This window comes from Mycobacterium sp. E1715 (genome assembly GCF_001667625.1).
Taxonomy (GTDB): Bacteria; Actinomycetota; Actinomycetes; order Mycobacteriales; family Mycobacteriaceae; genus Mycobacterium.
In genome coordinates this window covers 1-22,284 of sequence record NZ_LZJJ01000216.1, presented here as the reverse complement: position 1 = coordinate 22,284, position 22,284 = coordinate 1, and the positions used below count along the sequence as shown (strand labels likewise).

Below are 22,284 nucleotides of genomic sequence, written 5' to 3'. Positions count from 1 at the left end.
ATGCCTTTTCCCATACTCTCGACCTACCGGTTGCAGCTGCGCGGTGAGGCCAGCGGGTTCGCGTTCACCTTCGCCGACGCGGAACGCCTGCTGGATTACCTGGACGAACTCGGGGTGTCCCACCTCTATCTGTCCCCCATCATGACCGCGGCCACCGGGTCGAATCACGGCTACGACGTCACCGACCCGACGACCGTCTCCCCCGAGCTGGGCGGCCGCGACGGCCTCGAGCGGCTGTCGGCCGCGGCGCGGGAGCGCGGCGTCGGCCTGATCGTCGACATCGTGCCCAATCACGTGGGAATCGACCAGCCCCAACAGAACGCATGGTGGTGGGACGTGTTGCGGCACGGCCGTTCGTCTGACTACGCAACGTATTTCGACATCGATTGGGACCTCGATGAGGACGGCCGCATCGTCCTGCCCATCTTGGGCTCCGACGACGACGCCGGAGACCTCCACGTCGACGGGGACCTGCTGCGGCTGGGCGACCTGGCGCTTCCCATCGCGCCCGGCACCGCCGAGGGCACCGGACCCGAGGTTCACGACCGCCAGCACTACCGCCTGGTGGGCTGGCGCAACGGCGTGTGCGGCTATCGGCGCTTCTTTTCGATCACCTCGCTGGCCGGGCTGCGCCAGGAAGACCGCGCCGTGTTCGACGCCACCCACGCCGAGGTTGCCCGGTGGGCCGCCGAGGGACTCGTCGACGGTGTGCGCATCGACCATCCCGACGGGCTTTCCGACCCCTGCGGCTACCTGGCCTGGCTGCGAGAATCGGTTGGGCCGCAAACCTGGATCGTGATCGAGAAGATCCTGGCGGTCGACGAGGCGCTCGAACCCACGCTGCCGATCGGCGGCACCACGGGCTACGACGTGCTGCGGGAGATCGGCGGGGTCTTCGTCGACCCCAGCGGCGCGCCCGCGCTCACCGAGCTCGTCGAGTCGGCGGGTCTGTACTACGGAGCGGCGCCGGAGATGCTGGCGGAACTCAAGATCCGTGCGGCCACCGACACCCTCGCGAGCGAACTGCGCCGGCTGCGCCGCGCGATCGTGGCCGCGGCCGGCGACGACCACCCGCGGTTGCCCGAAGCGGTGGCCACGCTGCTCACCCACATCGGCGTCTACCGCTGCGACTACCCGGGGCTGTCGGCGATCATGCCCACGGCGCTGGCCGAAACACAGGCACAGTCACCGGAATTGGGGCCCGCACTGCAGGTGATCGCCGCCGCGCTGGCCCGGGGCGGCGAGCCGGCCGTCCGGCTGCAGCAGCTCTGCGGTGCGGTGACCGCCAAATCCGTCGAGGACTGCTACTTTTACCGCGACGCGCGGCTGGTGTCGCTCAACGAGGTCGGGGGTGAACCGCATCGCTTCGGTGTCGGCGCGGCGGAATTCCACCACAGCGCCGCCACCCGGGCCCGGCTGTGGCCGCACACGATGACGACGCTGACCACCCACGACACCAAGCGCGGCGAGGACGTGCGGGCCAGGATCGGGGTGCTGTCACAGGTCCCGTCGCTGTGGACCGAGTTTCTCGCCCGCTGGGAGATCGACGCGCCCTCCCCCGACCCGGCGACCGGACAGTTCTTGTGGCAGAACATCTTCGGCGTCTGGCCGGTCACCGGTGAGGTCAGCCCGGAGCTGCGCGAGCGGCTGCACGGTTACGCCGAGAAGGCCATTCGGGAGGCGGCCTGGCATACCTCGTGGAACGACCCGGACACCGAGTTCGAGGACGCGGTGCACCGGTGGCTGGACGGTGTGTTCGACGGCCCGGTGGCCGGCCAGCTGACCGAGCTCGTCGCCCAGCTCAACCCGCACGCCGCCAGCGACGCGCTCGGCCAGAAGCTGCTCGCCCTGACCGTGCCCGGGATACCCGACGTCTACCAGGGCACCGAACTGTGGGACGACAGCCTGGTGGACCCGGACAATCGGCGGGCCGTCGACTACGCCGCCCGGCGGGCCGCGCTGAAGGCGTTGGAGCATCCCAAGATTCGGGTGGTCACGACCGCGCTTCGGGTGCGCCGCGCCCATCCGGACACCTTCCTGCGCGGCGACTACGTTCCCGTGCTGGCCAATGGCGACGCCGGCGATCACGTGCTGGCCTTCCGCCGGGGCTCCGACATCGTGGTCGCGGTGACCCGGTGGACCGTGCGCCTGACCGAAACCGGTTGGGGTAACACGGTGCTGGCGCTGCCCGAGGGCACCTGGAAGGACGCCCTCACCGGCGTCATCGCGGACGGGCCGACGGCGGCGGCCCAACTGTTCGCCGAGCTGCCCGTCGTGCTGCTGGAGCGCCACCATGACTGAATTCCGGGTCTGGGCGCCCAAACCGGAGCTGGTCCGGCTCGACGTCGAGGGCCGCGTGCACCCGATGACGCGCTCGGACGACGGGTGGTGGCACGCGTCCGTGGACGCGGCAGCGGACGCCTGCTACGGGTTCGTGCTCGACGACGATCCCACGGTGCTGCCCGACCCGCGCTCGCCCCGCCAGCCCGACGGCGTGCACGCCCGCTCGCAGCTGTGGGACCCGGCCGGCGCCGCCTGGACCGACGACGACTGGCAGGGCCGGTCGGTCGAGGGCGCGCTGATCTACGAGTTGCACCTCGGCACCTTCACCCCCGAGGGGACCCTCGACTCGGCCATCGAGAAGCTGGACTACCTGGTGGATCTCGGCGTCGACTTCGTCGAGCTGATGCCGGTGAATTCCTTTGCCGGAACGCACGGCTGGGGCTACGACGGGGTGCTGTGGTACAGCGTGCACGAGCCCTACGGCGGCCCCGACGCCCTGGTCCGGTTCGTCGACGCCTGCCACGCGCGGGGCCTGGGCGTCCTGATCGACGCGGTGTTCAACCACCTCGGCCCGTCGGGCAACTACCTGCCCAAGTTCGGCCCGTACCTGTCGTCGGCGAGCAACCCGTGGGGCGAAGGCATCAACATCGCCGACGCCGACTCCGACGAGGTCCGGCGTTACATCATCGCGTGCGCGCTGCGCTGGATGCGCGATTTCCACGCCGACGGGCTGCGCCTGGACGCCGTGCACGCCCTGGTGGACACGACCGCCATCCACATCCTCGAGGAGCTCGCGACCGAAACCGACTGGCTGTCACGGCAATTGGGTCGCCCGCTGTCGCTGATCGCCGAGAGCGACCTCAACGACCCGCGGCTGATAACCCCCCGCGACCGGGGTGGTTACGGCCTCACGGGGCAATGGGCCGACGACATCCACCACGCGATCCACACCGCGGTGTCGGGCGAGCGCCAGGGCTACTTCGCCGACTTCGGCAGCCTGGCCACCCTGGCGCGGACGCTGCGCCACGGCTACTTTCACGCCGCCACCTATTCGTCGTTCCGGCGCCGCCGCCACGGGCGCCCGTTGGACACCACCGAGAACTCGGGGATCCCCGGCACCCGGCTGGTCGCGTACACCTGCACCCATGACCAGGTCGGCAACCGGGCGCTCGGCGACCGACCGTCGCAGAACCTGTCCGGTGGCCAGCTGGCGATCAAGGCCGCGCTCGCCATCGGAACGCCCTTCACCGCAATGCTTTTCATGGGCGAGGAGTATGCGGCGTCGACCCCGTTCCAGTTCTTCAGCTCGCATCCCGAACCGGAGCTGGCCAAGGCCACCGCGGAGGGGCGCAAGGCGGAATTCGCCGAGCACGGCTGGGACGCCGACGACATCCCCGACCCGCAGGACCCGCAGACGTTCCAGCGCTCGAAGCTCGACTGGGCCGAGGTGGACTCCGGCGAGCACGGCCGGCTGCACCGGTTCTACCGCGACCTGATCGCGTTACGGCACCGCGACCCCGACCTCGCCGATCCGTGGCTGGCGCACCTCGCCGTCGACTTCGACGAGGAGCAACGCTGGATCAGCGTGTCCCGCGGCAGGTTGCGCATCGTGTGCAACCTCGGCGCCGAGGCGGCGACGGTGCCCGTCGCCGGCGACGTGGTGCTGGCCTGGGGCGACCCCGCGGTCGACGCCGACAAGACGGTGCTCGAAGGGCATTCGCTCGCCATCCTCGCGGTGGGCGAGCAGCGCTGACGCCTGTGGACAACGGTGCGCGGCCCGGCGCGCGACCGCCGATGATTCGCCCATGGATCAATCCGTGTTCGGCCGGTGGATCGGCTTGCTGAGGAAGAAACAGCCGGTTTCGGCTCCGCTCGTCCCGCCCGACGAGGCGCCGCCACAACGCAGCGTGGAGCTGTTGTGGACCGGCCCCGGCCTCGGGCGCACCGAAGGGGCTTGACCCTCGGCTAGACGCTGGGGCGGCCCGCGCCGTGCACCGCCTCGGCGATCGCGTCCGCCAGCGGGTCGATCTCGTCGGCGCCGAGGTCCGCGATGGTGACGCGGATGCCTGGGGGCGTGCCGATGCGGAACCGCGTGCCCGGCGCCGCGGCCCAGCCCGCGCCCAGCAACCGGGTGATCGCGACGGTCTCGTCGGGCACCGGGATCCACACGTTGAGTCCGGAGCGGCCACGCGCGGCGACGTCGCGCTCGGCCAGCGCGGTCGCCAGCCGCCGGCGGGTGTCGGCGTACCTGCGCTCGGCCGTGGCGACCAGGCGCGCGGCCGCCGGGTCGGACCACAGGCTGACGGCCAGGTCCTGCAGCAGATGGCTGACCCAGCCCGGCCCCAGCCGCAGGCGGCCGTGCACGCGCTCGACGGTGCGCCGATCCCCCGCCAGCACGGCCACGCGCAGGTCCGGGCCGTACGCCTTGGACGCCGACCGCACGAAGGCCCACCGCTCGGTCACGCCCGCCACCGTGTGCAGCGGCGCGCCCGAAATGCCCGCGCAGTGATCGTCTTCGACCACCAGCAGGTCAGCGGCCCGGCGCACCAACAGGTTTCGTAGTTCGGCGCGGCGGCCCGCGGACAACGCCGCCCCCGTCGGATTCTGGGCGCGGGTGGTGACGATCAACCCGCGCATCCCGCGGTCCAGCGCCCGCGCCAGGTCGGCGGGCAACGGCCCTTCGTCGTCGACCCGAACGGGCTCGGCCGAAAGCCCAAGGGCGGCAAGCAGATCGAGCAGGTTGGCCCAGCCCGGGTCCTCGACGGCGACCCGATCACCGGGACGCAGGTGCGCGGTGAGCACGCGCTCGATGCCGTCGAGCGCGCCGCTGGTCACCGCGAGGTGCTCGGCCGGGACACCATCGGCGGACAGCGCCGCCCGGGCGAACTCCACCAAGGCCGCCGACATGGCCGGCTCCCCGTACAACACCGGGCGGCCCCCGACCGGGCCGGGCAGCGACGCCCCCGCCAGAGGCAACAGGGCGGGGTCGGGATTGCCGGTCGACAGGTCGCGCACCCCGGCGGGGACGTCGAGCACCAGCAGGGATCGTGGCGTGGTCGCCGGGCGCTGCCGCACCCTGGTGCCGCGCCTGCCGGCGGTCTCCACCGCCCCGCGGTGCCGCAACAGGCGGTAGGCCGCGGCCGCGGTGTTGGCGTTGACGCCGAGCTGGGCGGCGAGGTCGCGGACGGGCGGCAGCGCGTCGCCGGGCGCCAGCGAGCCGGCCGAGATGGCCTCCTCGATGCTGGCGGCTATGGAATCGGCACCGGACCCGGTTATGCTGTTTTGTACTGGCACGCAATCGATTATGTACTAGAACAAAGGTAGGCGCCATGACCGCCGGATACCAGCCCACACCGCGCACGACGCCCACCCGCTACCGGGAGCGCGCGCGCTACGACCGCGAGACCGTCCACCGCATCCTGGACGAGGCGCTGATCTGCCACCTGGGCTACCTCGGCGACGGCCGGCCGGTGGTCCTGCCGACCACCCATGCCCGCCTGGGCGAGACCCTCTACCTGCACGGTTCGACCGGCAGCGGCCCCCTGCTCGCGGCAGGCGCGGCGCCCTCGGGCCTGCCCGTGTGCGTCACCGTCACCCTGGTCGACGGGCTGGTGCTGGCGCGCGCCGCCATGCACCACTCGGTGAACTTCCGCTCTGTCGTCGTGCTCGGCACCGCGCGTGTGGTCGAGGACGCGGCGGAGAAACTGCGGGCGCTCGCCGGCCTGCTCGATCGCATCGCGCCCGGGCGCGCCGCCGACTGCCGGGCGCCGAATCCGCGCGAGCTGGCCGCGACGGGGGTGCTCGCCCTCGACCTGGTGGAGGTGTCGGCCAAGGTGCGCGGCGGCGAGCCGGTGGACGATCCGGAGGATTGCGCGCTGCCGCACTGGGCGGGGGTGGTGCCGCTGAGCGTGACGGCCGGTGCGCCGGTGCCGGCCTCGGACCTGGACCCGGCACTGCCGGTGCCGGCGTACCTCAGCGAGCGAAGGGGCTGAGGCCCACCCGCGCGCGCCGGCTGTCGTCCCACCAGGTTCCGACGAGCATGACGGTGCCGGCCCAGGCCAGGCCCAACATCCAGCCGGAGAGCACGTCGCTGACGTAATGGACTCCCAGGTAGATCCGCGAGAACCCGATCAGGAACGCCGAGCCGATCGCGACCGTCCACACGACCACCCGCCCGGTCCACCGCATGATCAGCCACCGCGTCAGCATCCACGCGGAGATCACCATGATCGCGGCGGTGCCGGTGGCGTGCCCGGACGGAAACGAATACCCGTCCGCGTCGACGAGGGCGAAGGGAAAGGGCGGCCGTGGCCGACCCACCAGGGCCTTGGCGGTGAAGAGGACCAGCGGAACCACACCGCCGCCGACCAGCGCGAGCACCACGGGCCGCCACGACCTGCTCCGATAACCAGCGGCAACGGAGATCGGGAACGCGATCGCCGTCAGGAAAAGGGGTCCGCCCGCCATGGTGATCGCCCGCAACGCGGCGGTCAGCCACAATTCACGGTGGGCTGCGAGCCAACGAGTCACCGGCTGGTCGATTCCGGCGATGCCGTCGCCCTCGAGCACGTCCTCGAGAATCTCGCTGAAGCCGACCGCAAGCGCGACGACCACGGCCAGCCCGAGCAGCAATGCGGCACCGGCGACCTCGCTCTCCGACCACCGACGGGCCAGCGACCACCCTCGGTCGCTGATCCGGTCACGGGCCCGGGTCAGCGTTTTGGACACCTTCACCCAGAGCGTCCGGAACGGGGGTCCGCGTCGGGCGACCCGAACCGCCACCCACGCAAGCAGCACGAGCAGAACCACGATGCCGGCGCCGACCAGGCCGAACCCGCCAGCACCGGGGCCATACTGCTGGTCCATGCAGCGCGGCCCGGGGTCTAGAACAACAGGTAGCGGTAGGCGGGCGAACCCGGCTCGAGGCGTTCGACGTGCAGCTCCGTCGCCCGCATCCGCGCGAGCAGGCCGTCCAGGTCGGCTGACGAGGCCAGCTGGATGCCCACCAGCGCCTCGCCGGTCTCGCGGTTGTTGCGCTTGATGTACTCGAACAGCGTGATGTCGTCGTCGGGGCCCAGCACCTCGTCCAGGAACCGGCGCAGCGCGCCCGGCTCCTGCGGGAAGTCCACCAGGAAGTAGTGCTTGAGGCCGAGGTGGACCAGCGACCGCTCGAGCACCTCGCCGTAGCGTGAGACGTCGTTGTTGCCGCCGGAGATGAGGCACACCACGCTCGAGCCCGGTTCGACGTCCGCCTCCAGCAGTCCCGCGACCGAGAGCGCGCCCGCGGGCTCGGCGATGATGCCCTCGTTCTGATACAGGTCCAACATCGCGGTGCACACCGCGCCCTCGTCGATCGTGGTGATCGACACCATGTCACCGGCGGCCGCCAGCGCGGCGTAGGTCAGCGTCCCCGCGCGGCGCACCGCGGCGCCGTCGACGAACTGGTCGACGTGATCCAGCGTCACCGGCTCGCCGGCGGCCAGCGCCGCCATCATCGCGGCGGCCCCGGCCGGCTCGACGCCCAGCACCGACGTGTTCGTCGTCCGCTCCGCCAGGTACGTGGTGATGCCTGCGATGCAACCGCCACCGCCGACGGGAACCACGACCAGGTTCGGCTCCTCGTCGAGCTGCTCGAGCAGCTCGACGGCGATGGTGCCCTGACCGGCGATGGTGCGCAGGTCGTCGTACGGGGGCACCAGCGTGGCGCCGGTGCGTTCGACGTCGGCCAACGCGGCCTCGGCGGCCAGGTCGTACGTCGTTCCGCCGACGATCAGTTCGATGAACTCCCCGCCGTGGTAGCGGATCCGGTCGCGCTTCTGCTGCGGCGTCTTGGCGGGCACGTAGACGCGCCCGTGTACCCCCAGCGTCCGGCACGCGTAGGCGAAGCCCTGCGCGTGGTTGCCGGCCGACGAGCACACGACCCCCGCGGCCAGCTCCTCGTCGGACAGCTGCACCAGCAGGTTGTAGGCCCCGCGCAGCTTGTAGGAGCGCACCACCTGCAGGTCTTCCCGCTTGAGGTAGACCTGCGCGCCGGTGATCGCCGACAACCGGTCGCTGTATTGCAGCGGGGTCGGCGTGACCACCGCGGCGATCCGCTTCGCCGCGGTGTCGATGTCAGACCCGCAAACGTACGGCACGTGCGGGTGCTGGCTCAGTTCGGCGGACACTGGTCAATGGTGCCATGCCAGCCGGTCAACACAGGAATTCAGCCGACGGGGGTGAGCACGAACACCGGGATCTGGCGGTCGGTTTTCTTCTGATATTCGGCGTAGTCGGGCCAGGCCTCGACGGCGCGCTCCCACCAAACCGCCTTCTCGTCGCCGAACACCTCACGCGCGTCGTACTCGCGGGTGGTGCCGCCGTCCTGCAACTCGACCCGGGGGTTCTTGACGACGTTGTGGTACCAGACGGGGTGCTTGGGGGCGCCGCCCAGCGACGCGACGATCGCGTACTCGCCGTCGTGCTCGACCCGCATCAGCGGGGTCTTCCGAAGCTTGCCCGTCTTCGCCCCGACCGTGGTCAGCACGATGATGGGCTTGCCCTTCATGTCGGTGGCCTCGGTCCCGCCGGACTGCTCGTATTTCTCGGCCTGTTCGCGGGACCAATCCCATGGGCTCGGCGCGTATTCCCCAGAAAGTGGCATGCCCCAACTCTAGGCCGGGGAAGTCGAGGGCGCCGGGCCCGTCAGGTAGCGGGCGAGCACCGGGCGTACCCATTCGGTCAGCGCCGCGTCGTCCAGCTCGGCCAGGGCCGGCACCCCGACGACGTAGCGCGCCATCGCGATTCCGAGCACCTGTGAGCCCACCAGCGCGGCCCGCTCGGCGGCGCGGTCGGGGGTGACGCTGGCCAGCGCCGGGGCGACCTGCTCGACGAACACGGCCAGCAGGGTGTCGGCGGCCGTGCGATTGGTGGCGGCCGCGCGCAGCAGCGGCAGGAAGGAGCCGTGCGGGTCCCAAACCTGGACGAACAGGGGAACCAGCACGTCCGCGAGGCGCTCGGGCGCGACACCGGACAGGTCGGGAAACTTGACCTCGAGCCGCGACACGGCGGCGAACAGATCGGCCTTGCTGCCGAAGTAGTGCATGACCAGCGCGGGGTCCACGCCGGCCTCCGACGCGATCGAGCGGATGGTGGTGCGCTCGAAGCCGTGCGTGGAGAACTGGGCGCGCGCGGCGCGCAGGATGGTTTCGCGGGTGACCTTCCCGTCGCGCGTCTTCGCGGGCATGGTCCCGATTGTATTCAACAACTGTTGACACAGCCAGCATCCCGGGCCTACCGTTGAGTTCAACAACTGTTGAACTCAACTCCGGGGAGGTCCTACTCATGACCGTGTCCGTCATCCAGATCGGGCTCGATCCCGACGTGGTCGACTGCTCGTCGCCGGATTTCGCGCAGTTCGCGGGCCTCTCGAGGGAAGTGTTGCGGACGGCCAACGACGACAACGTCGCGGCGTTGCGTGCCGCCGGCTACGAGGTCGACAACTGTCTGATCGACTTCGGCACGGCCGGCGCCGACAAGGCCCGCCGGTGGCTTCAGGCCAAGCGCTACGACGCGGTGTTGATCGGGGCCGGGATCCGGTTGGTAGCCGACAACACGCTGCTGTTCGAGTCGATCGTCAACGCCGCGCACGCGACCCAACCCGGCTGCCGATTCGTCTTCAACCGCGCAGCGCAGTCCACGCCCGGCGACATCCGCCGCTGGTACCCGCAGCCCGAGGGGGCGGCGCGATGACGACCCACGAAGTCGACGTCCTGGTGGTGGGCGCCGGCCCCACCGGCCTGACCGCCGCGGGCGACCTGGCCCGCGCCGGGCGGTCGGTCACCGTGCTGGACCGCTGGCCCACGGAGAACCCGGCGAGCCGCGCGTTCGCCACCATGGCGCGCACGCTGGAAGTGCTCGACGCGCGCGGCCTGGCCAACGACCTGTTGGCGCGCGGGCACCGCGCACCGGGCGTGCGACTGTTCGCCGGCGCGCAGATCGACCTGACCCACCTCGACTCCCCCTATCCGTTCGTGTTGATCACCCCGCAGACCAACGTCGATGCGGCGCTGCGTCGCTACGCGGTGGCCGAGGGTGCCGAGATCCGGCGCGGCATCGAGGTGGTCGCGCTCCGCCAGGACTCCGACTCCGTGACCGTCACCGCCCGCCCCAAGGACGACGACGATCCGGCCCACCGGCTGACGTGGCGGGCGCGGTACGTGATCGGCGCCGACGGCGCGCACAGCACCGTGCGGCGGCTGGTGGGCGCCGCATTCCCCGGTAAGACGGTGCTGACGTCGATCGTGCTGGCAGACGTCAGGCTGGCGCACGGGCCCGCCGGTGGCGGCCTCACGGTCGCCGCCCCCGGCGACCTCCTGGCCTTCCTGGCTCCCTACGACCGAGCGGGCGGTTCCTGGTATCGCGCCATGGTCTGGGACCGCGCGCATCAATTACCCGACGGCGAACCGGTCTCCGACGCCGAGATCGTCGACGTGCTCGCCCGCGGCATGGGCACCGACCACGGCGTCGTCGAGGTGGGCTGGAAGTCCCGGTTCCATTGCGACGAAAGGCAAGTCGAGCGGTACCGGCATGGGCGGGTGTTCTTGGCCGGCGACGCCGCGCACGTGCACTCCCCGATGGGCGGTCAGGGCATGAACACCGGCATTCAGGACGCCGCCAACCTGGCCTGGAAGCTCGACGCGGTGCTCGGCGGCGCCGACGAGGCGCTGCTGGACAGCTACCACACCGAACGCCACCCGATCGGCAAGCGCGTGGTGTTGCAGTCCGGACTGATGGCCCGTGCCGCGACTCTCCATCCGCGCGGCGCCCGATGGTTGCGGAACCTGTTGGCGCCCAGGCTGCTTCGGATTCCGTCGGTTCGGGACAGGGTGGCGGGCAGTTTCGCCGGCACGACGCTGCGCTACGGCCGGCACGGCCTGGTCGGCACCCGCGCCACCCAGATCCCCCTCGTCGAGGGACGGTTGACCGAATTGCAGCGCACCGGCGGCTTCGTGTTGGTGCGCGAACGCGGTGCCCCACCGGTCGAGGCGCCCGGGATGCTGCAGGCCGAGCGGACCGACCGCGGGCCGGCCGTGCTGGTGCGCCCCGACGGGTACATCGGCTGGGCGGGGCCGTCGGCCCAGGCGCCGGCCCGGATCCCTGGGCCGGCCGCGGTACGCGCGGGGTGATGGCCTATCGCCGCGTGTCGACGAACGGGCGGAGGTGGACGCGCGTTTGGTGGTCGGGCGCCCCGGGTTCGCCGTCGGCGTGCTTGCCGCGGGTGTAGTCGCCCTGCCACGGCACCTTTTCGCCCAGTTCGGTGTTGGTCGCCGCCTGCGCCTGCCCCAGCTCGTTGCGTGAACGCAGGAAGAACTCGTGTTTACGGCGCACTTCCTCGTCGGAGTCGATCGGCCTGATTTCCGGCGCGAACTCCTCCAGCTCGGCCCGGCGCTGCGGGACGATCATGCAGATCGGCTCGTCGACCTCGAACCGCACCGGCATCATCTTGCGGGTCATCTGCCAGCTCATGCTGAAACTCGATGTGGCCCAGTCGGTCTCGACGATGCCCTCCAACGGTGACACCGCGTCCTTCGGATAGTTCGCCGGCCCGCGGACCAACAGGTTGTAACCGGGCGGGGTGCGGAACAGCATCGGCAGGTGCCAGGTCAGGATGCCGTGACCGAAGTGGCTGAACGGCAACAGCTGACCCGGGTCGCGCCGGTCGGGCGCGATGATGACCCCCATGCTGTCGTCGCCGCCCATCCAGGTCGCGGTGAATGCGCACGGGTTGCGCAGCTCCCAGCCACTCTGGTTCGCGATCAGGATCGGTAGGCACCGGTTAGGCCAACCATTGCGTAGGTGCGACATCCACGGCCGGCTGATGGGCGCGGGCGCGATTGGCGGCGCGTTGTCCGCGGTGGTGAACGCGATCAGCGGGCGCGCGGGCCCTCCGGACTTGTCGCTCATCGACTCCCCTCGATTCGCCGGTTGCGCAGACCTTCCCAAACCATTACCCAGTGTGCCCTGCGAGGGCGGCCTCGAGCGTGTGAGCCGGCAGGTCCGACCACGGCCGCGGGTCGTCGGGCTGCGCGGACGGATCGGCGAGCGGGCGATGCCACCAGCCGATGTCCCGCCACGCTCCGTTCTTGAAGCCCACACGATTGAAGAGGCCGACGCGACGGAAGCCCACCGCCTCATGCAGGCCGACACTTGCCGGGTTGGGCAGCACGATGGCGGAGTAGGCGTTGACGTACCCCTGAGCGGCAAGCACATTGAACAAAGCTGCGTACAGTCGGCGGCCGTTGCCCTTCCGTTGCAGTGACGCGTCGAGGTAAACGGATACGTCGACCGACCAGCGGTAGGCGGCCCGCTCGCCGTGCGGACTTGCGTAGGCATAGCCCCTGACGGCGTCGGCATGGGCGATGACCAGCCAGGGCAGGTCGGTCAGCGTGGCCTTGATCCTCGACCGCATCTCTTCGGCCGTCGGCGGCACCGCTTCGAAGGAGATCGCGGAGTCGCGCACATACGGCGCATAAATGTCGGAGATCGCGTCCGCATCCTCCGGCGTTGCCATTCGGATCATGTGAAGAGCTTGCCCGTCACCTTCTCGGCGAACCGGCGGTGGGGCTTCGGCGCCGCGCAGCCAGCCGCCATTTGTTCGCCAACCAACCTAGTTGTTGCTTGGTGGTGGCTGCGGCTGAAAGGGTTGGTACCACCACCAGTCGGCGCGCTCGCCGGTGGGCCCGGACCACGGCGGTACGGCGGGCGGGGCACGGTCGGGCGCACGGGCGAGCGATCCCGCACTCAGCGGTCGGCCCGAGCTGTCGGCGACGACGAGGTCGTCGGCGGGTCCGGTGATCGTGATGACGCCCCGGTGGTGCAACCGGTGGTGATAGGGGCAGACCAGCACCAGATTGGCCAGCTCCGTTGGGCCGCCGTCTTCCCAGTGCCGGATGTGGTGTGCGTGCAGACCGCGCGTGGCGCCACAGCCGGGAACCGCGCAGGTGGGGTGGCGATGCTCGAGTGCGCGGCGAAGCCGCCGGTTGATTTGGCGGGTCGCCCGCCCGGCGCCGATGACCTCACCGTCCCGTTCGAACCAAACCTCGCAGGTGGCGTCGCACGTCACGTATCGGCGTTCGGCGTCGGTGAGCAGCGGACCCATGTGCAGCGCGGCGGCGCGCTGCTCGACATCGACGTGCACCACCACCGTGGTGTGCTGCCCGTGCGGACGGCGGGCCGCCTCGGCATCCCATCCGGCCTCGACCAGCCGCATGAACGCCTCGACGGTGCCAGGCAGGGGCGGCGCGCTGTCTGACGCACCCTCGGCGCGGTCGTGTTTCCATTCGGCGATCAGCGCGTCACGATGAGACGCCAGCGCCGCGTCGAACTTCGCCGCGTCCAGGTGGGGAAGTCTGATCCGCCAGCAAGTGAACTCGTCGCAGGCGGTCTTGGTGATCGAGCGCTGCTCGTGCGGCCGGGCGTCGGGTTCCGGTCGCGGTTCCAGCTTGACCGCGGTGCGCAGCTGGTTGACCGTGGCGACCCGGGCTAACTCCGCGTAGTGCTCGTCGGATCCATCGCCCGCCCGGGCCGCGATGACGCCGACCTGATCCAGCGACAGCCGGCCCTCCCGCATGCTCTGCGCACAGCGTGGGAACTCCTCGACCCGGCGCGCGACGGTGGCGATCGTGTGCGCGGTGGTCGAGGACAAACCCAGCTTCCAGGCCACCAACGCCGGCACCGAGCGCGCGCCGGTCATGGCGCACAGCCCATCACGCTCGATCTCCGCGACGATCTCGACGATGCGGCCGTCGATCGCGTTGCGCTGACCGGCCAGCTCCGCCAGCTCGTCGAACAACACCTCAAGACGGTCAACAGGTTTCACCTCCGCGGGAGGCGAGGCGATCGAAGACATGGCTTCATCATCGCAGGGGGGTACGACAAATCTCGGCGTCAATTGGTGCGGTCGGCCCAACCCGGTGGAAGCTGGTCGGGGGCCACGTCGATCACCGATTCGTCGTCGGCACCGACACGCTCGAACAGGGTGATGTATGCGAATTCGGGCACGGTGAATATCGGGTAAGTCGGTCCCTCATCACGGTAGGCGCGCATCTGGTCGAGGTGCTCGTTCTGGAAACACACCGTGCGCTCGCCGTGCTCGCGGATCCACTGGGGGAAGAAGATCACGCCATGGATTCGCCGCTTGCCGGGCATGACGTTGACTGCCACCGACGTGCCCGTGGGCTCGGTCCAGGAGACCTTGTAGCTGTCGTCGTCGAGCTGCACCAGGTCGACGTCCTGACCCTTGACCCACCGTCCGCCGACATGGCCGGAATGGATTCGATAGTCGATGGTGCGGTCGTTCTTGACATACATCTCGTAGCGCCAGCCGTTGGCGTAGGTGTAAATGAACCGGCATCCCACGATCCCCGACAAGTCCTGCGGCGGAATGGGATTGTCGACGGTGGTCATAATCGGCTCCCGACTCCGTCGGCGCTCAGTAGCATCACGTAGTCGAAGGTACGGGTTAGGGGCGTCGCGGAATGCACTGGATGGGCGCGTGGTGGCGTCAGCCCGACCACTACGACTGGTTCTCCGACTACCTCGGCGCGCGCGGATTGCAGCCATTCATCCGCTACCTGATGGTCGGCATCATGTCCATCCTGATCGCGGCGACGTTGCTGATGCTGAACAGCCCGTCGGGTATGCAGACGCCGGTGCGGGGCGGCCTGGCGGTGGCGTTCATCGCCTGCCTGGCGGGCATGGCGCTGGTGTGGGCGCGACGGTGGCCCTCGCGCGTTGAATCACAAGTGTTTTCGGTGGTGGGCACGATCGGTATCGCCGCCGTGTGCGTGACCGAGGCCGACCCGCGCAGCGGGATGCTGAGTTGCGCGGCATTCGGCGGCCTCGCGGGCTATGTCGCGTTTTGTCACTCCGCCCGCCTGCTGGTCTTCACGCTCGGCACCGCCCTGGGTGCGGCCGCGGCGTGCGCCGTGCGTATCGCTACGTCCGGTGACGCATCGATGGCGGCGGCCAACTTTCTGTTGCTCGGCGCGGGGATCCTGGCGGTGCCGTTCTGCGGGCAGGTACTGGTGCACTGGCTTTCGGTGGATGCTCTGAAATCCTCGACCGATCCGCTCACCGGCTTGCGTAACCGCAGGGGGTTCTACCGATCGGCCGCGAAACTGGTAGCCGCCGACGGGCGCACCTCGTGCCTCAGTGTGCTGATGGCCGATCTCGACAATTTCAAGCGGATCAACGACACGCACGGCCACGCGACCGGGGATCGCATCCTGGTGTCCGTCGCCGACAACCTGCGGCGGATCGGCAACGACAGCACGGTCATCGCGCGGGTGGGCGGGGAGGAATTCCTGGTCGCCGAGATGGCCGGCACTTCCGAAGCCCTCAAGACCGCCGAAGCGATGCGGCTGGCGATCGCCGCGACACCCTGGGGTGTCACGGCCAGCCTGGGTGTCAGCAGCATCCAACTGCGGGCACCAAGCGAAAGCACCGAACGGCAGGTGATCGAGCGCCTGGTCCACGCGGCCGACCTGGCGATGTACGAGGCGAAACGCGCGGGCGGCAACCAGGTTCGCCATGCCGACATGCCGGTCCCGCCCACGCGCTGAGGCGCAATGGCACTCTCCGCAGAAAGCCCGCCTAGCGCGCCCCGGCCAGCCCCGCGATGGTGTTCACGCGCCGGACGGCCGTGGCTATCTCGTCGGCGAACTCGCGGCGCCGCTGGGCGATGTCGACGTCGGAGAACCCGTCCACCAGCTCGCGATGCCGGGCCAGCCGCAGCGCGGTCTTGAACAACTCCATCGACCTCGACTCGGCGCTGGCGATCCTGCGTTGCAGCTCCCACTGCTTGCCCACCTCGAGGCAGTCGGCGAGAAAGGCCTTCTCGTCGAACGATTCGTCGTCGAAGGCGGCCAGCCGGTCGGCGACGATGTGGTAGGCGTCCAGGAACGGCCGCAGCACCAGGTGCGCCAGCAGCAGGTCGGCCTTCTCCAGCAGACCACGCACGTCGGCCGCGTTGGCCGCCTTGCTGGTGTCCTCCACCCGCCCGATCAGACGCACCTCGTCGGCGAGCTCCTTCTCGAATTGCGCGCGCGCCGAGAACAGGAACTCGAACTTCAGCAGCTCGCGCAGCCGCAGCGCCTCGTCGCGCACCGTCGTCGGCTCCACCAAGCCGTCCACCGAACCCTCGGCGTCCTCGATGGCGGCCAGCAGTGCGGTCTCGGCGATAGCACGGTCGACCACGATGTGGATGGCCGTGTTGCGGTAGAACGCGGCCACCAGGTGCTGCTCGGCCCCGATGCCCCAGACGGGTTCGGTGCCGGCGTCATACACGCTGACGACGCCCGAGGCGACCATTTGATGCAGCGCCCAGCGGATGGTCGAGCGGTTCGTCAGGTCGGCGGCGCCGGCCACGCACCAGTTCCGCGCGGCGATGTAACTGGCGAGCGGTCGCACGGTGGCCAGCACCTCGCTGATGGACAGCGACCGGTCCGCACCCAGCAGCGCGAGGCTCACCACCGCGGTCGGCGTGACCGGGGTGGCGCGGTTGATCCGGTGCTCGACGTCGAGCGCGATGCGTTCGATCTCGGTGCCCGTCCCGGACTCCTCGGCGCGCAGCTCCTCGAGGCGCTTGCGCAGCGGCAGCGGTTCGCCGAAGTCCAGGTAGGCGCGCCCGAGCCGCTCCCCCTGCTGGCGCGCCAGCCGGATCAGGAAGCGAAAGTCCTCGGGCCGCTTCGTGGCGCCGTAGGCCTCGGTGGTCATCGCCTCCACCTCGTGCAGCTGGTCGTACACGATCGAGGTAGGCACCAAATAGACTTCGGGACCGTCGATTTCGTCGACGGCGTCGCTGATGTAGCGCAGGATGCCGTACACGGGGGGCCGCAGCTTGCCGGTTCGCGTGCGGCCGCCTTCGATGGACCAGGTGAGGTTGGCGTGGTTCTGCACCAGCTGCGCGGCGTAGGCGCGTAACACGAAGCGGTACACCGGAATGTCTTTGGTCTGGCGCCGGATGAAAATCGTGCCCGTCCGCTTGGCCCACGCGCCCATCGGAAAGAAATTCAGGTTCGCGCCACCGAAGGTGAGCGCCGGGGAAAGCCGGTTGGCCTGGATCACCTCCGGCAGCAGCAGGCCGTCCAGATAGGAGCGATGCGAAAAGGCAAACGCCAGAGTCGCTTTGCGGTCCAGCTTGCGCAGCTGCGCGATCTGGTCCTCGTCGACCAGGACGTCGTAGGCGCGCATCAGCCAGCGACTGAAGCTGCGCCACGCCCGGACCGCCCGCTCGTCCAGCGACGGCGCCATCTCCCTTAGGTAGCCGGCGGCCTCGGCGCGCACGCTGGCCAGATTGCGCCCGAGCTCGTCGGCCAGGCCGCCCAGCCGCTCGTCATACCACGGGGCCGCAAGCAGCTGGACGACCTCCGCAGGGTCCGTCGTCAGCGGTGTCGTCGCCTCCTCCACGACGCCGGTGCGCTGCAGCAACTTTCGCACGCCGACCCGACCGAACTCGCGGGCCGTAGTCCCCGGGCCCCCGCTCATGCCGGCTGCACCGTCGCCGCCGACGGCTCGTGCACGTCCGGGTGGAGTTCGGGCGCGTAGAGTTCCTCGATCTGGCTCGCGTACTTCGCCATGATCGGCTTGCGCTTGAGCTTCATGGTCAGCGTGATCTCGTCTCCCCCGGGCTCCCAGAGTGACGGCAGTATTCGGAAGCGCTTGATCTGTTCCACGCGTGACAGCTTCGCGTTGCCCTCGGCCACACCCGCGGCGATGCGGGCGACGACCTCCGGATGGGCCGCCAGCGCCGCGGGCGACGCGTCGCCCAGGCCGTGCTGCGCCGCGTAGGGGCCGACCGATTCGGCGTCGAACACCATGAGCGCGGCGTTGTAGGGCCGTCCGTCACCGATCGTGATCATCACGCCGACCATCGGGCACGCGGCCAGCACGGTGTTCTCAATGTTGGCCGGCGACATGTTCTTTCCGGCGGCGTTGATGATCAACTCCTTCTTGCGGTCGATGATCCTCAGGTAGCCCTCGTCGTCGACCTCGATGATGTCACCGGTGTGCAGCCAGCCGTCGGCGTCGACGGCCTCCGCGGTCTTGGCGGGTTCCTTGCGGTAGCCCTTCATCACCAGCGGGCCACGCACCAGGAACTCGCCGTCGTCGGCGACCTTGCCCTCCAGCCCGGGCAGCAGCTTGCCGACGGTGCCCAACCGCGCGTCGCGAGGGTGGCTGACGCTGGCGACGCAGCTCAGCTCCGACATCCCCCACACCTCGGCGATCGGGATGCCGATGCCGAGGAAGAACGCCAGGGTCTCCCTGGGGATGGGGGCCGCGCCGGACACCGCCCAGCGGAGTTCGCCGAAGCCGAGCCGCTCGCGCAGCTTCGACAGCACCAGCTCGTCGGCCTGGGCCCATTCGGCGGCCAGCTCGTCCGACATCGGCTCGCCGGCCACCAGGGCGGCGGCCCGCTTGCCGGCCACCGACATCGCCCACTGCAGCGCCTGCCGCTTGACCTCGTCGGTCTCGCTGGCGACGGCGAATTCGATTCCGGCCTTGAGCTTTTCCCACACCCGCGGCACGCCGCCCCACACCGTGGGCCGCACGTCGGGCAGCGCGGCGGCGATGGCACGGACGTCCGAGACCACGGTGACCTGGGCGCCGAAGACCTCCAGGCCGTACAGGCCCATCACCCGGTCGGCGATGTGCGCTGTCGGCAGGTACGACGTGACGCGGTCACCGAACTGGGACGGCAGGACGGCGTTGAGGGCGTACGCCTCGAAAAGCAGGTTGGCGTGCGTCATCTCGACGCCCTTGGGGTTGCCGGTGGTTCCGGAGGTGTAGATCAGCGTGACGACGTCGTCCGGCCGCACCGCCCGCCAGGTCGCCTCGAAGTCGAAGCCCTCCCGCGCGGCGGCGTAGACGTCGTCGACCGACATGGTGCCCGGTGGCGAGCCGTCGATGCAGACGATGTGCTCGATCGGTGCGCCGCTGGCGCGGATGCGGTCCACGTACTGCTCCTCGCAGATCGCGACCCGGGTTCCCGCGTTCTCGAACAGGTAGGTCAGCTGTTCGGCGGGCAGCGTGTTGTAGACGGAAAACGAAGTGGCGCCCAGGTGTTGGGCGCCGATCTCGAACGGGTAGAACTCGATGCGGTTGGCCATCATCAGCGAGACCGTGTCGCCGGGCCCGACGCCCAAGCCGGCCAAGCCGGCGGCCACCTTGCGCACCTGCGCCGCGAGCTCGCGCCACGTCATGGTCTGGGTGTTGCCCGGGGTGCGCAGCGCGACGGCGTCCGGATCGATCGACGCGTTGCGCTGGAACGCCTCGCATAGGGTGATGGGACGCTCGGTCATAGGTGTCCTCTCAGCTGTGCCTTCGTGAGCGTACGTCCGCGATCGGAGACGCGGAATGGATCACGCCGGATCCGGGCGCCAGAGCTGCACCGTGCTCGAAATGCCGGCCGGCAACTCCAGCAGTTCGATGGGTGTGCCGTCGGGGTCGTAGATGAAGAACATCCGCACCCCGCCGATGTCGACGGGCGGCTCGGCCCGCACGCCGGGGTGCTCGCGCCGCACCGCGTCGTAGGTGGCATCCAGGTCGTCGACCCGGAACGAGATGTTGGTGTAGCCCAGGTGCGGTCCGCTCGGGCAGTCGGGGACGGCGCCCAACGACAGCAGTTCGACCATCGCGGAGCCGACCAGCCCGCCGACCATGCGGCCCCGTTGCGCGGCCCCGCCGGTCACCGAGTCCAGTCCCGCACCGTCGAGCTCGACGTCGAAGACGACGTCCATGCCCAGCACCGCGGTGTAGAACGCGCGCGACGCCTCGATGTCCGAGACGCCGATGCAGACGTGGGAGAAGTTGCGCACGGCGATGGGCTGGGTCATAAAGCTCCTTTGCTCAGGCGGGCAGCGCGGTGTGAATCCCGCACGTGCACGCGTCGATTGAGGGACACGTGCAGCGCATCCCCCATTCGATCACGGCACGGGCCCTGGCCAGCGCCTCCATCTGGGCATCGATTTCGGCCAGCTTGGATTCGGCCAGCGCCCGGCTGACGGGCCGCCCCGGCGCGTCGTCGGCGAACAGCAGCTGGATCTCCTCCAGTGCGAAGCCGGCCGACTTGCAGAGCCGGATCACCTCGAGCCGGGCCAGCACCGAATCGTCGTAGCGGCGCTGTCCGCCCAGCCGGCCCGGCGGGGGCACCAGCCCGATCTGTTCGTAGTAGCGCAGGGTGGTCGCCGCGACGCCGGCTTGGCGCGCCACCTCACCGATCGTGAGCCGAGCACTCATCGGGCCTCCTCGACGCTTGACTTAGAGCCAACTCTAAGTCGTTGACTGGGGGCATGCACACACAATCACTCGACGGACTGGGCGCGGCGCGCTACGCGCTGCTCCGATCGTTTCGCCCCGACGGCACCCCGGTCGACACCCCGATCTGGTTCGGGCTGGACGGCGGCGCGCTGCTGTTCCGCACCAAGCGCGGGCCGAAGACCAACCGGTTGGCCGCGCGCGGCAACGTCGAACTCACCGCGTGCGACCATCGGGGCCGGGTCCGCCCGGGCGCGACGACGGTCGCGGGCCGCGCCACCATCCTCTCGGGGCCCGACGCCGAGCGGGCGAATCGCCTCCTGCACCGCCGCTACGGCTGGCAGTGGAACATCGTGCCGCTGATCAAGGTCCCGGGCGTCACGAACGTGCACCAAGATTTGTGCGTGCGCGAGAAGCTGCGCCGCGCGCGCGACCGCGGCGTGTGGGCCGACAGCGTCATCGTCCGGGTGGCGGTGCCATGACGCGCGACCCGGTTCGCTCCCCCACCCTGCGCCAATGCTGTGCCGCCGCAACCGGGTTGGTCTGGGGCGCCGTGCGCCCCAAGCGGCCCGACGACCGCTTCCTCCGCGGTGTCACCGACGCGGGCCTGCCCGAGCCCCGGCGCACCGTCACCGTGATCGCGCTGCCCCAGGTGCCGCGCTCGGTGCCCACCGCGGCGATCGTCGAGGGCACTTTCGCGCCCACCCGCGTCGACAACTCGATGACGTCGTTCGTCGTCACCCACCCGGACGCCACCTTCATCGTCGATCCGGCCGTGTGCCGCGACGTCGAGCGCCGCGCGATCGCCCAACTACCCGCGGTGCTTCGCGTCGCGGTCCGTCCGCCCGCCGACACGGTTCCCACGATCACGGCCCTGACCCGGCTGCCCGAGACGCCGGCGTTGGACTTCGCCCTGCCGACTCACGCGCACTGGGACCACGTGTCGGGTCTGCTGGACCTGCCGGATCTGCCGGTTCATCTGCACCGCACCGAACGGGACTGGATCGATTCGGGTCCGGTGGCGCCGGTCGGCGGCGTTCGCGATTCGCTGCGCGGCCGGCCCACCGTCGACTACGAGCTCGACGGGCCGCCGGTGCTGACCTTCACCCGGAGCCACGACCTGTTCGGTGACGGCTCCGTCCTCTTGGTCGACCTGCCCGGACACACTCCCGGCAGCGTCGGAGTGCTCGCCCACACGGCGCGCGGGTGGGTCTTGATCGCCGGCGACGCGGCCTGGCATTGGTTGCAGATTGAGAAGGTGCGCCAAAAGTCGAGTTACCCGGGTGTTTTGGTGGACGAGGACCGCGAGGAAGCCTTCCGGACCCTGCAGCGACTGCACCTGGCCCGGCACTCGGTGACGATCATCCCCACCCACGACCACGAGGCGGCGCTGGGGTTGTCCGCGTAGCCCCCCGCACAATGGGGCGCGACGGTGTGACCGGCGGCGGTCCACAGATTCCCCACACTCGGATGACCCCCGCGATGTTACGGTGGTCTTCGGGTTATGCACTCTCGCTTCTACTTTGAGGTAGCGATCGTGAGTTATCTCGTCCGGGTAGGCCCAGTCCTGCAACCGGTGAAGGGCGACGCGCAGTTGGCTGACCAAGTCGCCCATAACAGAATTCGCCACGATCGCTACCTCAAAGTAGAAGCGAGAGTGCATAACCCGAAGACCACCGTAACATCGCGGGGGTCATCCGAGTG

At 70.0% G+C, this 22,284-nt stretch carries 22 protein-coding genes; 9 read left to right on the top strand and 13 right to left on the bottom strand.

Annotation, left to right across the window (positions count from 1 at the left end; all coding sequences use genetic code 11):
• Genes treY through A9X03_RS29205 form a run of 3 tightly spaced genes read left to right on the top strand, consistent with a single transcriptional unit; the run spans position 1 to position 4,241 of the window.
• The gene (gene treY / locus A9X03_RS12020) at positions 1-2,301 is read left to right on the top strand and encodes a malto-oligosyltrehalose synthase (protein ID WP_068261195.1); all 2,301 of its coding nucleotides are present in this window, start codon (positions 1-3) and stop codon (positions 2,299-2,301) included.
• Positions 2,294-4,036 (top strand): malto-oligosyltrehalose trehalohydrolase, encoded by a 1,743-nt coding sequence (treZ, locus tag A9X03_RS12015; protein ID WP_068261192.1) that lies wholly within the window; start codon positions 2,294-2,296, stop codon positions 4,034-4,036. Before treY ends, treZ begins: the two co-directional genes overlap by 8 nt.
• Before the next feature lie 52 nt (positions 4,037-4,088).
• Entirely contained in the window at positions 4,089-4,241 is a 153-nt protein-coding gene (locus A9X03_RS29205; protein ID WP_156737626.1) for a hypothetical protein, read from the top strand.
• A 7-nt stretch (positions 4,242-4,248) separates the two neighbouring features.
• On the opposite strand, the gene A9X03_RS12010 is transcribed toward A9X03_RS29205, so the two are convergent.
• Positions 4,249-5,577 carry an aminotransferase class I/II-fold pyridoxal phosphate-dependent enzyme gene (locus tag A9X03_RS12010; protein WP_068261189.1) on the bottom strand — a complete coding sequence of 443 codons (1,329 nt, stop codon included), beginning with the start codon at positions 5,575-5,577 and terminating at the stop codon, positions 4,249-4,251.
• Positions 5,578-5,612: 35 nt separating this feature from the next.
• On the opposite strand from A9X03_RS12010, the gene A9X03_RS12005 reads away from it, so the two are divergent.
• Complete coding sequence (locus A9X03_RS12005; RefSeq protein ID WP_068261186.1) at positions 5,613-6,275, top strand: pyridoxamine 5'-phosphate oxidase family protein; 663 nt, start codon at positions 5,613-5,615, stop codon at positions 6,273-6,275.
• Here the strand turns inward: A9X03_RS12005 and A9X03_RS12000 are convergent.
• From A9X03_RS12000 to A9X03_RS11985, 4 genes are read right to left on the bottom strand one after another with little or no spacing between them, the layout of a single operon-like run.
• Positions 6,256-7,149 (bottom strand): phosphatase PAP2 family protein, encoded by an 894-nt coding sequence (locus tag A9X03_RS12000; protein WP_067758250.1) that lies wholly within the window; start codon positions 7,147-7,149, stop codon positions 6,256-6,258. The genes A9X03_RS12005 and A9X03_RS12000 overlap by 20 nt on opposite strands.
• A 17-nt stretch (positions 7,150-7,166) precedes the next feature.
• Positions 7,167-8,450, bottom strand: a complete 1,284-nt coding sequence (gene ilvA, locus A9X03_RS11995) for a threonine ammonia-lyase (protein WP_067758247.1) — start codon at positions 8,448-8,450, stop codon at positions 7,167-7,169.
• Between the two features lie 38 nt (positions 8,451-8,488).
• The gene (locus A9X03_RS11990; RefSeq protein WP_067758244.1) at positions 8,489-8,926 is read right to left on the bottom strand and encodes a nitroreductase family deazaflavin-dependent oxidoreductase; all 438 of its coding nucleotides are present in this window, start codon (positions 8,924-8,926) and stop codon (positions 8,489-8,491) included.
• Positions 8,927-8,935: 9 nt separating this feature from the next.
• Positions 8,936-9,508, bottom strand: coding sequence for a TetR family transcriptional regulator (locus A9X03_RS11985; protein ID WP_068261183.1), 573 nt, complete (start codon positions 9,506-9,508; stop codon positions 8,936-8,938).
• Between the two features lie 98 nt (positions 9,509-9,606).
• Here A9X03_RS11985 and A9X03_RS11980 point away from each other — a divergent pair, with 98 nt between their 5' ends.
• Together A9X03_RS11980 and A9X03_RS11975 are read left to right on the top strand one after the other, a co-directional pair.
• A complete protein-coding gene (locus A9X03_RS11980; RefSeq protein WP_067758238.1) occupies positions 9,607-10,014 on the top strand; it encodes a hypothetical protein in 408 nt (135 codons plus the stop codon).
• On the top strand, positions 10,011-11,450 hold the full coding sequence (locus A9X03_RS11975; protein WP_068261179.1) for an FAD-dependent oxidoreductase: 1,440 nt from the start codon (positions 10,011-10,013) through the stop codon (positions 11,448-11,450). The genes A9X03_RS11980 and A9X03_RS11975 overlap by 4 nt, the downstream gene beginning before the upstream one ends.
• A 4-nt stretch (positions 11,451-11,454) precedes the next feature.
• Here the strand turns inward: A9X03_RS11975 and A9X03_RS11970 are convergent, their stop codons facing one another.
• From A9X03_RS11970 to A9X03_RS11955, 4 genes are all read right to left on the bottom strand, one after another.
• Positions 11,455-12,228, bottom strand: a complete 774-nt coding sequence (locus tag A9X03_RS11970; protein ID WP_068016253.1) for a DUF6065 family protein — start codon at positions 12,226-12,228, stop codon at positions 11,455-11,457.
• A 43-nt stretch (positions 12,229-12,271) separates the two neighbouring features.
• Positions 12,272-12,835, bottom strand: a complete 564-nt coding sequence (locus tag A9X03_RS11965) for an arsinothricin resistance N-acetyltransferase ArsN1 family B (protein ID WP_068261199.1) — start codon at positions 12,833-12,835, stop codon at positions 12,272-12,274.
• Between the two features lie 96 nt (positions 12,836-12,931).
• Entirely contained in the window at positions 12,932-14,173 is a 1,242-nt protein-coding gene (locus A9X03_RS11960) for an HNH endonuclease signature motif containing protein (RefSeq protein ID WP_068261176.1), read from the bottom strand.
• A gap of 38 nt (positions 14,174-14,211) precedes the next feature.
• Positions 14,212-14,730, bottom strand: a complete 519-nt coding sequence (locus A9X03_RS11955; RefSeq protein ID WP_067758226.1) for a phenolic acid decarboxylase — start codon at positions 14,728-14,730, stop codon at positions 14,212-14,214.
• An 80-nt stretch (positions 14,731-14,810) separates the two neighbouring features.
• Between A9X03_RS11955 and A9X03_RS11950 the strand changes: the two genes are divergently transcribed.
• Entirely contained in the window at positions 14,811-15,887 is a 1,077-nt protein-coding gene (locus A9X03_RS11950; RefSeq protein WP_231975385.1) for a GGDEF domain-containing protein, read from the top strand.
• A gap of 31 nt (positions 15,888-15,918) precedes the next feature.
• On the opposite strand, the gene A9X03_RS11945 is transcribed toward A9X03_RS11950, so the two are convergent.
• From A9X03_RS11945 to A9X03_RS11930, 4 genes are read right to left on the bottom strand one after another with little or no spacing between them, the layout of a single operon-like run.
• Positions 15,919-17,811, bottom strand: coding sequence for a lysophospholipid acyltransferase (locus tag A9X03_RS11945; RefSeq protein ID WP_068261172.1), 1,893 nt, complete (start codon positions 17,809-17,811; stop codon positions 15,919-15,921).
• A complete protein-coding gene (gene fadD11 / locus A9X03_RS11940; protein ID WP_068261169.1) occupies positions 17,808-19,625 on the bottom strand; it encodes a fatty acid--CoA ligase FadD11 in 1,818 nt (605 codons plus the stop codon). Before fadD11 ends, A9X03_RS11945 begins: the two co-directional genes overlap by 4 nt.
• Before the next feature lie 60 nt (positions 19,626-19,685).
• On the bottom strand, positions 19,686-20,159 hold the full coding sequence (locus A9X03_RS11935) for a VOC family protein (protein ID WP_068261165.1): 474 nt from the start codon (positions 20,157-20,159) through the stop codon (positions 19,686-19,688).
• Positions 20,160-20,172: 13 nt separating this feature from the next.
• Complete coding sequence (locus A9X03_RS11930) at positions 20,173-20,562, bottom strand: helix-turn-helix domain-containing protein (RefSeq protein WP_067758211.1); 390 nt, start codon at positions 20,560-20,562, stop codon at positions 20,173-20,175.
• Between the two features lie 53 nt (positions 20,563-20,615).
• On the opposite strand from A9X03_RS11930, the gene A9X03_RS11925 reads away from it, so the two are divergent.
• Entirely contained in the window at positions 20,616-21,062 is a 447-nt protein-coding gene (locus A9X03_RS11925; protein WP_068261162.1) for a PPOX class F420-dependent oxidoreductase, read from the top strand.
• Positions 21,059-21,988, top strand: a complete 930-nt coding sequence (locus tag A9X03_RS11920) for an MBL fold metallo-hydrolase (protein WP_068016261.1) — start codon at positions 21,059-21,061, stop codon at positions 21,986-21,988. Before A9X03_RS11925 ends, A9X03_RS11920 begins: the two co-directional genes overlap by 4 nt.
• Positions 21,989-22,284 lie beyond the last annotated feature (296 nt).